Source organism: Streptomyces sp. MGP-P1, assembly GCF_057766565.1.
In genome coordinates this window covers 939,087-953,723 of sequence record NZ_JBYMEM010000001.1, presented here as the reverse complement: position 1 = coordinate 953,723, position 14,637 = coordinate 939,087, and the positions used below count along the sequence as shown (strand labels likewise).

Genomic DNA, 14,637 nt, shown 5'->3' with positions numbered 1-14,637 from the left:
CACGCCCCGGCCGAACCGGAGGGGGCATATCAGGCACGGAAGGCGAAAATCGACATGTCGGCGCTCAATACCATCCACATCGACGGCACCTGGCGGGCCGCCGGATCAGGCGCGACGCGCGAGGTCATCGACCCCGCCGACGCCACGGTCCTGGCCGTCGTGGCGGAGGGCGGGGCGAAGGACGCCGACGAGGCGATCGCGGCGGCGCGACGCGCCTTCGACGACGGCCCCTGGCCTCACAAGCCCGTCGCCGAGCGGGCCGGGCTGCTGCGCCGCGTCGCCGAGCTGCTCCAGCGTGACCGCGAGGAGATCGCGATCACCGAGAGCCGCGACACCGGCAAGACCCTCGGAGAGGGCCGGGTCGACGTCGACGACGTCACGGGAGCCTTCCGCTACTTCGCCGACCTCGTGATGAACGAGAGCGGCGGCCGGGTCGTCGACGCGGGCGACCCCGACGTCCACAGCATCGTCGTCCACGAGCCCGTCGGCGTCTGCGCCCTCATCGCCCCCTGGAACTACCCCCTCCTCCAGGCCAGCTGGAAGATCGCCCCGGCCCTCGCCGCCGGCAATACGTTCGTGCTCAAGCCCAGCGAGGTCACCCCGCTCTCCACCGTCCACCTGATCCGGCTGCTCTCCGAAGCCGGGCTCCCCGCCGGCGCGGCCAACCTCGTCACCGGCGCGGGCGACCCGGTGGGCGCGCGCCTCTCCGAGCACCCGGACGTCGACCTGGTCTCCTTCACCGGCGGCCTCGCCAGCGGTACGAAGGTGGCCCAGGCCGCCGCGCCGACCGTGAAGAAGGTCGCCCTGGAGCTCGGCGGTAAGAACCCCAACGTGGTCTTCGCCGACGCCTGCGCCACCGACGAGGGCTTCGACACCGCCGTCGACCAGGCGCTGAACGCCGCGTTCTTCCACAGCGGCCAGGTCTGCTCCGCCGGGGCCCGACTGATCGTCCAGGACTCGGTCAGCGAGCGGTTCGTCACCGAGCTGGCCCGCCGCGCCGACGCCATCCGCCTCGGCCGGGGCACCTTCGACGGCGTCGAGTGCGGCCCCCTCGTCTCCGCCCAGCAGCTCGCCAAGGTCGAGGCGTACGTCGCCTCCGCCCGGGAGGAGGGCGCGATCGTCCGGGCCGGCGGCGAACGGCCGGAGCCCAGCGACGTACGGCCCGAGGGCGGCTATTTCTACCGGCCGACCGTCCTCGACGGCTGCCACCGCGCGATGCGGGTGGTCCGTGAGGAGACCTTCGGCCCGATCCTCACCGTCGAGACCTTCCGTACCGAGGAAGAGGCCGTCACGCTGGCCAACGACACCGACTACGGCCTCGCGGGCGCCGTCTGGACGACCGACGCGGGCCGGGCCCGCCGGGTCGCCGGACGGCTGCGCCACGGCACCGTCTGGATCAACGACTACCACCCCTACCTGCCGCAGGCCGAGTGGGGCGGCTTCGGGAAGTCCGGCACGGGGCGCGAGCTCGGCCCGACGGGGCTCGCCGAGTACCGCGAGTCCAAGCACATCTACCAGAACCTGAACCCGCGCCCCCAGCGCTGGTTCGCCGGCTGACGCCTGCGGGGGCCCCGGAAACGGTCGACTCCGGTGCCCCGCCCGGCTGTTCGCAGCATCACGTACACGCACGAACCTTGCAGAAGGAGCAGTGACCGATGCCTTCCACCCCCCGCAGCACCGCGGTCCCCGACGGCCCCGTGGCCGACTACGTGATCGTCGGCGGCGGCACCGCCGGATCGGTCATCGCCTCCCGGCTCACCGAGGACCCGGACGTCACCGTCACGGTCATCGAGGGCGGCCCCACCGACATCGACCGCGACGACGTGCTGACCCTGCGCCGCTGGCTCGGCCTGCTCGGCGGCGACCTCGACTACGACTACCCCACCACCGAACAGCCGCGCGGCAACTCCCACATCCGGCACAGCAGGGCCCGGGTCCTCGGCGGCTGCTCCTCGCACAACACCCTCATCAGCTTCAAGCCGCTGCCCGGCGACTGGGACGAGTGGGCCGAGGCGGGCGCCGAGGGCTGGGGCGCCGCCGCGATGGACCCGTACTTCGCCAAGCTGCGCAACCACATCGTCCCCGTCGACGAGAAGGACCGCAACGCCATCGCCCGCGACTTCGTCGACGCAGCCCGGCAGGCGGCCGGGGTCCCGCGCGTGGACAGCTTCAACAGCGAGCCGTTCCACGAGGGCGTCGGCTTCTTCGACCTCGCCTACCACCCCGAGAACAACAAGCGCTCCTCCGCCTCGGTCGCCTACCTCCACCCGCACATCGAGGCCGGCGACCGCCCCAACCTGCGGATCATGCTGGAGACCTGGGCGTACCGGCTGGAGCTCGACGGCGCCCGCGCCACCGGCGTACACGTGCGGACGAAGGCCGGCGAGGAGATCCTGCTGCGCGCCGCCCGCGAAGTCATCGTCTGCGCGGGCGCGGTGGACACGCCCCGGCTGCTGCTGCACTCCGGGATCGGTCCGCGCGAGGACCTGACCGCACTGGGCATCGACGTACGCCACGACCTCCCCGGCGTCGGCGAGAACCTGCTCGACCACCCCGAGTCCGTCATCGTCTGGGAGACCGACGGGCCCATCCCGGACAACTCCGCGATGGACTCCGACGCGGGACTCTTCGTCCGCCGCCACCCCGAATCCCGGGGCCCGGACCTGATGTTCCACTTCTACCAGATCCCGTTCACCGACAACCCGGAGCGGCTCGGCTACGAGAAGCCCGAGCACGGGGTGTCGATGACCCCGAACATCCCCAAGCCGCGCAGCCGGGGCCGCCTCTACCTCACGAGCGCCGACCCCGAGGTCAAGCCGGCCCTGGACTTCCGCTACTTCACCGACGAGGACGACCACGACGGGCGCACCCTGGTCGACGGCATCAAGCTCGCCCGTGAGATAGCGGCCACCGAACCGCTGGCCCACTGGCTGAAGCGCGAGGTCTGCCCCGGGCCCGAGGTCACCTCGGACGAGGACATCAGCGAGTACGCCCGTAAGGTCGCCCACACCGTCTACCACCCGGCCGGCACGTGCCGGATGGGCGCGTTTGACGACCAGCAGGCCGTCGTGGACCCGCAGTTGCGCATCCGTGGCCTGGAAGGCATCCGGATCGCCGACGCCTCCGTCTTCCCGACCATGCCGGCCGTCAACCCCATGATCGGGGTCCTGATGGTCGGCGAGAAGTGCGCCGAACTCCTCGCGGACCGGGCGCGTGACACCGCGCCGGTCACCAGCACCAGCACCGGAGGCGATGTCCGATGAGCGGAACCGAGACCCTCAAGGCCACCGGGCCGGCCGGGGCCGGCGGGAACCCCGTGTTCTCCGTGCGCGGCCTCTGGAAGGTCTTCGGCCCCAAGGCCGACCGGATCCCCGGCGGCGAGCACGCCGCGCTCCCACCCGCCGAACTGCGTGCAGCCACCGGCTGCACCGCCGCCGTGCGCGACGTCTCCTTCGATGTCCGCAAGGGCGAGGTCTTCGTCGTCATGGGCCTCTCGGGCTCCGGCAAGTCGACCCTCGTACGCTGTCTGACCCGGCTGATCGAGCCCACCAGCGGCACCATCGCCATCGACGGCGAGGACGTCCTCGCGATGGACCGCTCCCGGCTGCGCGAACTGCGCCGCCACCGCGCGGCGATGGTCTTCCAGCACTTCGGACTGCTGCCGCACCGCACGGTGTTGGACAACGTCGCCTACGGCCTGGAGATCCAGGGCCTGAGCAAGGCCGAACGCCGTTCCAAGGCGGCGGAGTTGGTGGCGAAGGTCGGCCTCGCGGGTCTGGAGGACCGCCGCCCGTCCCAGCTCTCCGGCGGCCAGCAGCAGCGCGTCGGGCTCGCCCGCGCGCTCGCCGTCGACCCGTCCGTCCTCCTCTTCGACGAGCCGTTCAGCGCGCTGGACCCGCTGATCCGCCGCGAGATGCAGGACGAGGTGGTCCGGCTGCATCGTGAGGAGGGCCGCACCATGGTCTTCATCACCCACGACCTCAGCGAGGCGCTGCGCCTCGGCACCCGGATCGCGCTGATGCGCGACGGCGGCATCGTCCAGCTCGGCACCCCCGAGGAGATCGTGGGCGCGCCCGCGGACGACTACGTGCGCGAGTTCGTCCGCGACGTGCCCCGCGAACAGGTCCTCACCGTCGCCACGGCCATGCGGCCCGCGCTCGCAGGGGAGAGCGAGCGCGGCCCGGCCCTGCGCCCCGGGGCCACCGTCTCCGAGGCCATCGAAGCGGTCTCCCGCTCCGGCGACCCCGCCGCCCGGGTGATGGACGCCGGCCGGCTCGTCGGCGTCGTCGACCACGCGTGCCTGCTCGACGTCGTCGCGGGAACGACCGGACCCCGTCACGCGACCGCCTCCGCCTCCGCGTCCGGCGCCCCGGACCTCGCCGCCGGCCACGACGCGCCGGACGGCTCCCGCGAGGTGACCCTGTGATGGCCACCGCCCAGGCCACTCCGGCCCGCCCCGCGCAGGCGGGCGCGCGCCGGGGACCACTGGCCGTACTCCGCGACCGCCCGGCAGCGGCCAAGCTCCTGCTGCTCGCTCTCGTCGCCGCCGTCCTCGTCCCGCTCGCGCACGGCCGCTGGGGCGGCGGCGTCTGGCCCGACGCGCTGACCGCCGACCTCTCCGCGCCGCTCGGCGACGTGACGGACTGGATCGTCTCCAACCGCGACAGCCACCCGCTGTTCCTCTACTTCTTCGGCCACATCAGCAACGCCGTCGTGCTCTCCGTACGCGGGGTCTACCTGGTCCTCCTGGCCCTCGGCTGGGCCGGCGTCACCGTGTTCGCCGCCGCCGTCGCCTGGCGCGTCGCGGGGATCCGGCTCGCCCTCACCGCGGCCGTCTCCTTCCTGGTCTGCGGGCTGCTCGGCATGTGGGTGCCGACCATGCAGACGCTCGCGCTGATGGCCGTCGCCGTCCTCGCCTCGGTCGTGCTCGGACTGCTCCTCGGACTGGCGGCCGGCCTGTCCGACCGCGTGTTCCGCGTCCTGCGCCCGGTGCTCGACACCATGCAGGTGCTGCCCGCCTTCGCGTATCTGCTCCCCGTGGTGCTGGTCTTCGGCATCGGCGTGCCCGGGGCCGTCCTCGCCACCGTCGTCTACGCGGCTCCGCCGATGGCCCGGCTCACCGCGCTCGGCCTGCGCGGCGCGGACGCCGGCGTGATGGAGGCCGTCGCCTCGCTCGGCGCGACCGGGCGGCAGCGGCTGCTGAGCGCCCGGCTCCCGCTGGCCCGCAAGGAACTCCTCCTCGGCCTGAACCAGACCATCATGATGGCGCTCTCCATGGCCGTCATCGCCTCCGTGATCGGCGCGGGCGGCCTCGGCGACCGCGTCTACCAGGCGCTGTCCTCCGTGGACGTCGGCGCCGCGCTCGCCGCCGGCATCCCGATCGTGCTGCTGGCCGTCGTCCTGGACCGTACGACGGAGGCGGCAGGACGCCGCATCGGCGCCGAGCCCACCGGCCCGGCCCTGCTGCGCGGTTGGCGCGGCTGGTCCCTTGCCGCCGTGGTCACCGCGGCCGTCGCCGTCGTCGGACGGGCCACCGACGGCCGGGTCTGGCCCGAGGACGTGACCGTGGCCATCGCCGGACCGGTCAACACCGCCAAGGACTGGATGGTCGACCACCTCTACACCGGGGTGCCCGTCGTCGGCGGCACCGCCGACCTCGCCTCCCACTTCACCAGCGGCGTCCTCAACCCGCTGCGCGGCGGGCTCACCGGCCTGCCCTGGTGGTCGGTGCTGCTGATCGTCGCCGCCCTCGCCTGGACCATCGGCACCTGGCGCACCGCCGCCACCGCCGTCCTCGCCATGGCCGCGATCGGCGTCCTCGGAGTGTGGGAACCCTCGATGGACACCCTCAGCCAGGTGCTCGCCGCCGTCGCCGTCACCCTGGTCCTCGGCTTCGGCGTCGCCGTCGGCGCGGCCCGCAGCGAACGCCTGGAGCGGCTGCTGCGACCGGTCCTGGACGTCTTCCAGACCATGCCGCAGTTCGTCTACCTGATCCCCGTCGTCGCCCTCTTCGGAGTCGGCCGCGCCCCCGCCGCCGCTGCCGCGGTGATCTACGCGCTGCCCGCCGTCATCCGCATCACCACCCAGGGCCTGCGGGGCGTCGACCCGGCGGCCATGGAGTGCGCCCGCTCGCTCGGCGCGACCCCCGGCCAGCAACTGCGCCAGGTCCAGATCCCCCTGGCCAGGCCCTCCCTGCTGCTCGCCGTCAACCAGGCGGTCGTGCTGGTCCTCGCCGTCGTCATCATCGGCGGACTCGTCGGATCGGGTGCGCTCGGTTACGAGGTGGTCCTCGGCCTCGCCCAGGGCGACCTGGCCACCGGCCTCGTCGCCGGAGCGGCGATCGTCTGCCTCGGCCTGATGCTCGACCGGGTCACCCAGCCCACCGCCCGCCGCCAGCGACAGGAGAGCTGAGATGAACCGCTCCCGCACCCGCCTGCCCGTGGCGCTCGCCTCGGCCGGGGCCCTGCTGGCCACGGCCGGCTGCGGCGCCGCCGACATGACCAAGCAGGCCTCGCCCTTCGCGGCCCCCGCCGGCGTCAGGACCGTCACGCTCTCCGTCCAGTCCTGGGTCGGCGCCCAGGCGAACGTCGCCGTGGCGGAGCACCTCCTCGAGGAGAAGCTCGGCTACCGCGTCGACCTCGTCCAGACCGACGAGGTCCCCGCCTGGGACGCCCTCAGCCAGGGCCGCGTCGACGCGATCCTGGAGGACTGGGGCCACCCGGACCAGGAGAAGTTGTACGTCGACGAGAAGAAGACCATCGTCCGGGGCGGCGACCTCGGGGTCACCGGCCACATCGGCTGGTACGTGCCGAAGTACTGGGCGGACGAGCACCCCGACGTCACGGACTGGAAGAACCTCGACAAGTACGCCGAGGAGCTGAAGACCGCCGAGAGCGGCGGCAAGGGCCAGCTGATGGACGGCTCGCCCTCCTACGTCACCAACGACGTGGCCCTGGTGAAGAACCTGGACCTGGACTACAAGGTGGTCTTCGCCGGCTCCGAGGCGGCCCAGATCACCCAGATCCAGCAGTTCGCCAAGGAGAAGAAGCCCTTCCTCAGCTACTGGTACCAGCCGCAGTGGCTGTTCAACGAGGTGCCGATGGTCGAGGTGAAGCTCCCCGAGTACACCGACGCGTGCGCCGCCAAGGACCCGGCGGACATCGACTGCGCGTACCCGACGACACCGCTGCAGAAGTTCCTCAACGCCGACTTCGCCGAGCGCGGCGGCGAGGCGTCCGCGTTCCTGAAGAAGTTCCACTGGTCGGAGAAGGACCAGAACGAGGTCTCCGAGATGATCGCCTCGCAGAAGCTCGACCCCCAGGAAGCGGCGAAGCGCTGGATCGAGCGCCACCCGGACGTCTGGAAGAAGTGGCTTCCGCGGGACTGAGGTCGCGGCGCCCGGCTCCTGGAGGGGAGCCGGGCATGATCCGAACGAGAGGTCCTACCGCGCCCGGACCGTCGCCAGCACGTCCCGGTCCGGCTGGAGCGTCAGACCCGTCAGCGGCGTGATCTCGCCCGGGTCCACGTCCAGGGTGAAACGGCGGGCCAGCACGGCGAGGAGGAGGACGGACTCCACCATCGCGAAGCGCGTGCCGATGCAGACCCGGGGACCCCCGCCGAACGGGAACCACGCGTACTCCGGGATCTCGTCCCCTGCCTCGGCGTCCCAGCGCTCGGGCCGGAACTCCTCCGGCTCGGGGAACCACCGCGCGTCGCGGTGCGTGGCCCACTGACTGCTCCACACCCGGGTGCCCTCCTCCACGGGCAGGCCACCGATCGTCGCCCCCTCCTTCGCGATCCCGGTGATCAGCCAGACCGCCGGGAACAGCCGCAGCGTCTCCTTCACCACGGCCTGGGCGTAGGTCAGTTGTGCGTAGTCCTCGAAGCCGGGCTCCCGGTCGCCGAGCACCCGGTCCAGCTCCTCGGCGAGCGCGTCCCGGACGCGGGGGGTGCGGGCGAGCAGGTACCACGCCCACACCAGCGTCGTACTCGTCGTCTCATGGCCGCCGATGTACAGCGTGACCGCCTCGTCCCGGATCTCCTCGTCGCTGAGGCGCGTCCCGCTCTCGTCGACGGCGGTGAGCAACCGGCTGAGCAGATCGGGGCGTTCCTCCTCGCCGTCCCGGTGCCGCGCGACGACCCGGCGCACCTCGGCGTCGATGACGACGGCCGCCTTCCTGATCCGTGCCCGGCCCGGGGTCGGCACCCAGTCCGGAAGCAGCGCGCCGAGCCCGGCGAACTCCTTGCCGATCTCCATCTGGGCGACGTCCATCGCCCGGCCCATCGCCTCGGAGTCCGCGGGGGTGTCCACCCCGAAGATCGTGCGTACCGCGATCCTCTGGGTCAGCGCGGACATCTCCCGCTTGACGTCGACCCGTTGGCCGTCCGTCCAACGGTCCGCGAGCTCCACCGCACAGTCCGCCATCGTGGTCGCGTAGGACTTGACCTGCTTGGGCCGCACGGAGGGCTGCACCAGCGAGCGCTTGCGCCGCCAGTCCCGGCCCCGCGCCACGAGCATCCCGTTGCCCAGCACCGTACGGAACGCGATGCCGAGCTTCGGCTGGTCGAAGGTGCGCTCCGTCTCGGTGAGCAACTCGCCCACCAGGTCGGGGTCGGCGAGGAAGACGCACCGGTTGCGTCCGAACCGCCAGCGCACCAGGTCCCCGTGGCCCCGCAGGAGTTCGAAGAAGGCAAGGGGATTCCTGCCGAACTGCGGCAGGTTCCCCACGAGCGGCAGCCCCTTGGGCCCCGGCACGAACGCATGGCCGCGAGGCTGGGTGTCGCGTGCCGGGCCGGTCTGCGTGGACATCGAGGAACTCCGCTCCCTGGGGCACGCCACTGCCGGCGCGCGACTGTTCGAACCTCATCGAACAGGATGGGGGCGGCGCTTCACCAGAGCGACGACAGGCGTGGCCGAAAGCCATCAGGTGCCGTGCGGCGTGAGCCAGTCGAGGGCGGCCTCCGGGTGCGCGCTCCCGGAGTGGGGCACCACGACGACCTGATGCTCGTCCTCGTACACGATCCGGCCGGGATCCGCCGACTCCAGCCGCTCGCACGGCACTCCGTGCGCGGTCAGCAGCGCGAGATAGCCGGGGATCCGGTCCATCAGGTGGACCGCCGTCCCCTTGAACCAGGCCACCGCCCCCGGGTTCACCCCGGGGTCGTACACCGCCGGGTCGATCCGGGAGGGGTCGGTGTACGCGGCGTCGTACCAGTCGTTCGCCGCACGCTAGAAGCGGTGCTGCTCCTCGGTCAGGCGGCCCTCCCGGGCCAGGCCGTTGGCCAGCGCGAAGATCCCGGGGAAGTGACCCCGGGGGCTCCGTTCGGTGCTCTGGAACCGTACGTACGTCGCTGTCCCGCCCATCCTGTCTCCCTCCGTCGCGGCCGGTGAAGGGTTCAGGGTAGGCCCGGGTCGAAGGCGTGGTTCAGAGGCCGACGATCAGCTGGATGCAGACGATCTTGACCAGGATGGCGAGCGCGAACAGCGTCGAGTAGCCGTTGTTGATCCGGCTGTCGCTCGCCCGGCTGTTGGCGTACGCCACGATCGCCGGGTTGCCGACGTAGCCCGACAGCAGCCCCATGGTCCGCTCCCGGCTCTGCCCCAGGGCCTTCGCGACCAGCACCATCAGGGCGTAGCTGACGACCGCGCCGATGGCCAGCACGGCCGCCAGTTTCAGCCCGAAGAGGGAGAAGGCGTTCTCCCGGAACGAGTAGCCCGAGGTGAGCCCCACGACGGCGAGGAAGAGCAGCAGCCCGATCTGGCGCAGGGTGAGGTTGGCGCGGGTCGGCAGGGTCCACACCAGGGGGCCGGTGCGCCGGCGCCAGCCGAGGACCATCCCCATCACCAGCGGTCCCGCCCCGGTGCCCAGGGCGAGCGTGGTGGAGCCCAGCGTGAGGGAGGGGATGCCGAGGAGGAAGCCCAGGGTGAGACCGAGACCCAGGCTGACCGCGCTGACCTCGCTGACCTTCGCCTCGGTGTCCCCGAGGTACGTGGTGACCTCGCCCGTCCGCTCGCGCGGCATGACCACCCGTACCCGGTCGTCGAGCTGGAGCAGCAGGTCGTCGTGGGCGAGCATGTCGAAGTCGCCGCGCCGCACCCGGCTGACGAGGGCCCCGTACTTCTCGCCGAGCCCGAGCTCGCCGACGGTGTGCCCGGCCAGGTCCGGGTTGGTGAGCAGGACCCTCCGGTAGTCCACCGCACTGCGGTCGTCCAGCAGATGGCGCGGGGCGAGGGATCCGAGCGCGTCCGTCGCCGCCCGCACGTCGTCCTCGCCGCCGACCAGCACGACCTGGTCGCCGGGGGAGAGGCGGCCCAGCTCCCGGGCGACCCGGATGACGCCGTCGGCGGGACGGTACTCGCTGGCCAGCACCCGGTGCGCGGCGACGCCGGGCACGTCCGCCCAGCGCATGTCCCGGGCCACCTCGACCGTACGGGTGACGAGGGTGGCCGGCAGGCCCGAGTCGGGGTCCCGGCGGGCGGTCCAGTGGCGGCGGACCGCGATCGCCGAGACGAACATGATCGTGATGACGACGGCGAGCGGGTAGCCGATGGCGTACCCCACGGCGGGCTGCGTCGGGTCCTCGGAGGCGTCCTGGGCGGCGGCGAGACCCGGGGTGGTGGTCCCGATGCCCGCGTACCCGCCCGCGAGGAACGGTCCGTCGATGCCGAACCAGCGGTGTCCGACGAGGCCGACCACCGCCGCGGTGAGGGCCAGGGCCACCACGGCCCCGGCCATCACCGGGAGCTGGCCGCGCAGTTCACGGAAGAACGCGGGACCCGACTCCAGGCCGACCGTGTACACGTACAGGGCCAGGCCCAGCGCCGAGACCCCGGCCGGCACGGCGGCGGCGATGTCCTCGTCGAGCGCCCCGACGAGGAGGCCGACGAACAGGACTCCCGCCGCGCCGAGCCGGACCGGGCCGAAGCGCACCAGGCCGAGCAGCGCGCCGAGCGTGATCACGGCGAACACCGCCACCCACGGATTGTCCGCGAAGAACTGCCACACCGGCCGTGCCTCCCCGACCTCGAAGATCCCGCCCCCGTCCGGGGCCAGGATCCGTGAGGCCGGGGGAGGGCGCCACCCGGGGAGCGGCGGCAGCGCCCCTCAGACGCCGGGCGGTACGCGGACCGGCCGACCCCGGCCCCGCGTCAGCGAGCAGCCGAACACGGCCGCCGGCGCGGCGAGCACGCCGCCGCCCACGGTCCACAGCCAGCGGTCGGTCCGCCGACCCGCCGCCCAGCCGTTCTCCGGCTCACTGGCGGACGTCACACACGGCGCGGCACTCGTGTCGCCCGCCGAATCCGCCTCTCCCGCCGAACCCGCCTCGCCGGCCGAGGCGACCGAGACGCCCGGCGCCAGCGGCTCGGAGAGCGTGCCGTCCACGTCGTGGCCCCGCCCTGCTCCTTCGAGACCGCCTTCACCTCGACGCCGACCGGCAGCCCGAGGTCGGCGGCGGGCAGGTCCACCACCGTGAGGCGGATGTAGTAGCTGCCGGGCAGCGGGTCGCTCGCCCAGGGCTCGGACCAGGACCGCACGGTCCGCAGCACGCAGGACAGCTCGACGGGGGCCGTGTCGGCCGCCGCCTTCCTGGTCTGGTGCCCGTACATGCAGGCCTGGCGGCGGCGCAGCCCGTCGTACACATCGATTCCGCGCGGTTGCGCGCCGCCGCCCGGCGCGAGGGCGGCGCCCCGCGCGCCGTCGGCCTCATCGAGGACATGGTGGCCCTGGCCCCGGGGGGCGTCAGGAACCGGTGAGCAGGGGCCCGGAAGCGCGCTCCAGGACCGAGGTGACCCGCTCCCAGGTCTCCACGTCCCGTTCCACCGGCGGCAGCCGCCGGTCCGTCCCGGTCCGCTGCCAGGCCGTCGCCAGCGCCACCGGATCGCCGCCGCCCGCCGCCGAGGCGGCGAGCGCCGCCGCACCGAGGGCGACCAGCTCGCCGCTGCCCGGGATGACGAGCGGCCGGCCGGAGAGCCGGCGGACCGACTCCACCCACATCCGCCCCCGCGCCCCGCCGCCGATCAGGCGCAGCGGGCGGGCGGCGACCTCGGGCGCGTGCGGGTCGAGACCGCAGGCCGACAGGAGTTCGTCCATGGCCCGCAGCACGGTGACGGCCGCGCCCTCGTAGGCGGCGCCCAGCAGTTGCTGCCGGGTCGTGTCGTGGCGCAGGCCGGTCAGCAGTCCGGAGGCGGTCGGCAGGTCGGGGGTCCGTTCGCCGTCGAGATAGGGGAGCAGGATGGCCTCGCCGCCGGGCGCCGCGTCCTCGCGGTCCAGGCCGAGCAGGGCGGCCACCTTGTCCACGGCGAGCGTGCAGTTGAGGGTGCAGGCCAGCGGGAGGTACGTGCCGTCGGCGGCCGCGAACCCGTTCAGCGCGGTCGACGCGGGCCGGGTGCGGGAGGCTGCGAAGACCGTGCCGGAGGTGCCCAGACTGAGGACCGGGTGGTCCAGCAGTCCCTCGCCGCCGAGTCCGAGGCCCACGGCGGCGCTCATGTTGTCGCCGGTGCCGGCCGCCACCGCGATGCCCGCGGGCAGCCCGAGCGCTCGCGCCGCCGACTCGGTGAGCGAGCCGATCCGGGACGCCCCGGTGGGCGCGACCTCCGGGAGCAGCGCCGCGTCCAGGCCGAGCAGCTCCAGCAGGTCGGGGTCGTACGCCCCGGTGGCGGTGGAGTACCAGCCACTGCCCGAGGCGTCCCCGGGGTCGGTGGCGGCGACGCCCGCGAGGCGTTCGGTCAGGAAGTCGTGGGGGAGCCGGACCGCCGCCGCGTTCGCGGCGCTCGCGGGGTCCGTCTCGCGCAGCCACTGCCACTTGGACGCGGTGATCGAGGCGACCGGTACGGACCCGGTCCGTGCCGTCCATGCCTCCGGCCCGCCGAGCGCGTCGGTGAGCGCGGCGGCCTGCGGCGCGGAGCGGGTGTCGTTCCACAGCAGCGCGGGGCGCAGCGGCCGGCCCGCCCCGTCCAGCACGACGAGCCCGTGCTGCTGCCCGGCGACCGCGATGCCGGTGACCGCGCTGGCGGGGAGGCCGGACTCCTTCAGCCCGGCGGCCACCGCCTCGCACAGGGCCCGCCACCAGATCTCCGGATCGCTCTCCCGGGCGCCGGCCTCGCCGGTGACCACGTGCGGGGCGCGCCCCACGGCGAGCTGCTCGCCGGTCGCCGCGTCGATGAAGGCGGCCTTGGTGGACTGGGTCGAGCTGTCCACGCCGATGACGACGGCGGGTGACGGCATGGGGAGCCTCTTTCGCACGGGACGGCCTGATCATTTGGCTGGGGCACGAACAAATTACGGGATGAGCGCCGCCCTGCACAGGGGGGCGGGGTCGGCTTCGCCCGGCAGGGGGGTTCCCTCGTCGAGGGGTGGTGTGCTTGATTAGTCATGACAATGAACAAATAGGGGTGCCGGGCTGGCGGCCGGGCGTCCCGACGGCAGGCGAAGGCGGTCGGACGACCATGACGGAACGCTTCACCCCCACCCCCGAGGACAAGTTCAGCTTCGGCCTGTGGACCGTGGGCTGGCAGGGCCGGGACCCCTTCGGCGACGCGACCCGCGCGGCCATCGACCCCGTGGAGTCGGTGCGGCGGCTCGCGGAGCTGGGCGCCTGGGGAGTGACCTTCCACGACGACGACCTCATCCCCTTCGGGGCGCCGGAGACCGAGCGCGAAAGGATCGTCAAGCGCTTCCGTACGGCGGTCGACGACAGCGGGCTCGTCGTGCCCATGGTGACGACGAACCTCTTCACCCACCCCGTCTTCAAGGACGGCGGATTCACCGCCAACGACCGTGGCGTACGCCGCTACGCGCTCCGCAAGACCCTGCGCAACATCGACCTCGCCGTCGAGCTGGGCGCGAGCACGTTCGTGGCGTGGGGCGGCCGTGAGGGGGCCGAGTCCGGCGGGGCGAAGGACGTCCGCCTCGCCCTCCACCGGATGAAGGAGGCTTTCGACCTGCTGGGCGAGTACGTCGTCGAGCAGGGCTACGACCTCCGCTTCGCCATCGAGCCCAAGCCGAACGAGCCGCGCGGCGACATCCTGCTGCCCACCATCGGCCACGCCCTGGCCTTCATCGAGCGCCTGGAGCGCCCCGAGCTGGTCGGCGTCAACCCGGAGACCGGGCACGAGCAGATGGCCGGGCTCAACTTCCCGCACGGCATCGCCCAGGCCATGTGGGCGGACAAGCTCTTCCACATCGACCTCAACGGCCAGTCCGGCATCAAGTACGACCAGGACCTGCGCTTCGGCGCGGGCGACCTGCGCCAGGCGTTCTGGCTCGTCGACCTGCTGGAGAGCGGCTACGAAGGCCCCCGCCACTTCGACTTCAAGCCCCCGCGCACCGAGGACTACGACGGTGTCTGGGCCTCCGCCGCGGGCTGTATGCGCAACTACCTCATCCTCAAGGAGCGGGCCTCCGCCTTCCGCGCCGACCCCGAGGTGCGGGCGGCCCTGCGCGCGTCCCGCCTGGACGAACTGGCGCGCCCCACCGCCGGCGAGGGACTGGCGGACCTGCTCGCCGACCGCGGCGCGTACGAGGACTTCGACGTGGACGCCGCCGCGGAACGCGGCATGGCCTTCGAGGCACTGGACCAGCTCGCGATGGACCACCTGCTCGCCGTGCGCTGACCCGCCGGGGCGGGACCCCGGCC

10 protein-coding genes and 2 pseudogenes are annotated in these 14,637 nt (G+C 73.1%); 7 read left to right on the top strand and 5 right to left on the bottom strand.

The annotated features are described in order from the left end of the window. Positions 1 to 54 precede the first annotated feature (54 nt). From AC3CH1_RS04355 to AC3CH1_RS04335, 5 genes are all read left to right on the top strand, one after another. Positions 55 to 1,557, top strand: a complete 1,503-nt coding sequence (locus AC3CH1_RS04355) for an aldehyde dehydrogenase family protein (RefSeq protein ID WP_488461632.1) — start codon at positions 55 to 57, stop codon at positions 1,555 to 1,557. Positions 1,558 to 1,655: 98 nt separating this feature from the next. After that, positions 1,656 to 3,263 carry a GMC family oxidoreductase gene (locus tag AC3CH1_RS04350; RefSeq protein ID WP_488461631.1) on the top strand — a complete coding sequence of 536 codons (1,608 nt, stop codon included), beginning with the start codon at positions 1,656 to 1,658 and terminating at the stop codon, positions 3,261 to 3,263. After that, positions 3,260 to 4,426: a quaternary amine ABC transporter ATP-binding protein gene (locus AC3CH1_RS04345; RefSeq protein WP_488461630.1), complete on the top strand. Its 1,167-nt coding sequence runs from the start codon at positions 3,260 to 3,262 to the stop codon at positions 4,424 to 4,426. Before AC3CH1_RS04350 ends, AC3CH1_RS04345 begins: the two co-directional genes overlap by 4 nt. Continuing rightward, a complete protein-coding gene (locus AC3CH1_RS04340) occupies positions 4,426 to 6,411 on the top strand; it encodes an ABC transporter permease (protein WP_488461629.1) in 1,986 nt (661 codons plus the stop codon). Before AC3CH1_RS04345 ends, AC3CH1_RS04340 begins: the two co-directional genes overlap by 1 nt. Position 6,412: 1 nt before the next feature. Then, positions 6,413 to 7,387, top strand: a complete 975-nt coding sequence (locus AC3CH1_RS04335; RefSeq protein ID WP_488461628.1) for an ABC transporter substrate-binding protein — start codon at positions 6,413 to 6,415, stop codon at positions 7,385 to 7,387. 54 nt (positions 7,388 to 7,441) lie between these two features. Here AC3CH1_RS04335 and AC3CH1_RS04330 read toward each other — a convergent pair whose 3' ends face one another. The 4 genes and pseudogenes from AC3CH1_RS04330 to AC3CH1_RS04315 all read right to left on the bottom strand — a co-directional run. Continuing rightward, entirely contained in the window at positions 7,442 to 8,809 is a 1,368-nt protein-coding gene (locus tag AC3CH1_RS04330; protein WP_488461627.1) for a cytochrome P450, read from the bottom strand. A gap of 114 nt (positions 8,810 to 8,923) precedes the next feature. Continuing rightward, positions 8,924 to 9,364: pseudogene (locus AC3CH1_RS04325) on the bottom strand (hypothetical protein). Between the two features lie 61 nt (positions 9,365 to 9,425). Next, positions 9,426 to 11,006 carry an aspartate:alanine exchanger family transporter gene (locus AC3CH1_RS04320; RefSeq protein WP_488461626.1) on the bottom strand — a complete coding sequence of 527 codons (1,581 nt, stop codon included), beginning with the start codon at positions 11,004 to 11,006 and terminating at the stop codon, positions 9,426 to 9,428. A gap of 99 nt (positions 11,007 to 11,105) precedes the next feature. Continuing rightward, positions 11,106 to 11,647 (bottom strand): annotated as a pseudogene (locus AC3CH1_RS04315) (hypothetical protein); the annotation flags it as partial. Here AC3CH1_RS04315 and AC3CH1_RS04310 point away from each other — a divergent pair. After that, entirely contained in the window at positions 11,597 to 11,755 is a 159-nt protein-coding gene (locus AC3CH1_RS04310; RefSeq protein WP_488462175.1) for a hypothetical protein, read from the top strand. The pseudogene AC3CH1_RS04315 and the gene AC3CH1_RS04310 overlap by 51 nt on opposite strands. Here the strand turns inward: AC3CH1_RS04310 and xylB are convergent. Continuing rightward, positions 11,742 to 13,226, bottom strand: coding sequence for a xylulokinase (xylB, locus tag AC3CH1_RS04305; protein WP_488461625.1), 1,485 nt, complete (start codon positions 13,224 to 13,226; stop codon positions 11,742 to 11,744). The two genes, AC3CH1_RS04310 and xylB, sit on opposite strands and share 14 nt — an antisense overlap. Before the next feature lie 221 nt (positions 13,227 to 13,447). Here xylB and xylA point away from each other — a divergent pair, with 221 nt between their 5' ends. After that, the gene (gene xylA, locus AC3CH1_RS04300; RefSeq protein WP_488461624.1) at positions 13,448 to 14,614 is read left to right on the top strand and encodes a xylose isomerase; all 1,167 of its coding nucleotides are present in this window, start codon (positions 13,448 to 13,450) and stop codon (positions 14,612 to 14,614) included. The last annotated feature ends 23 nt before the right edge of the window (positions 14,615 to 14,637 follow it).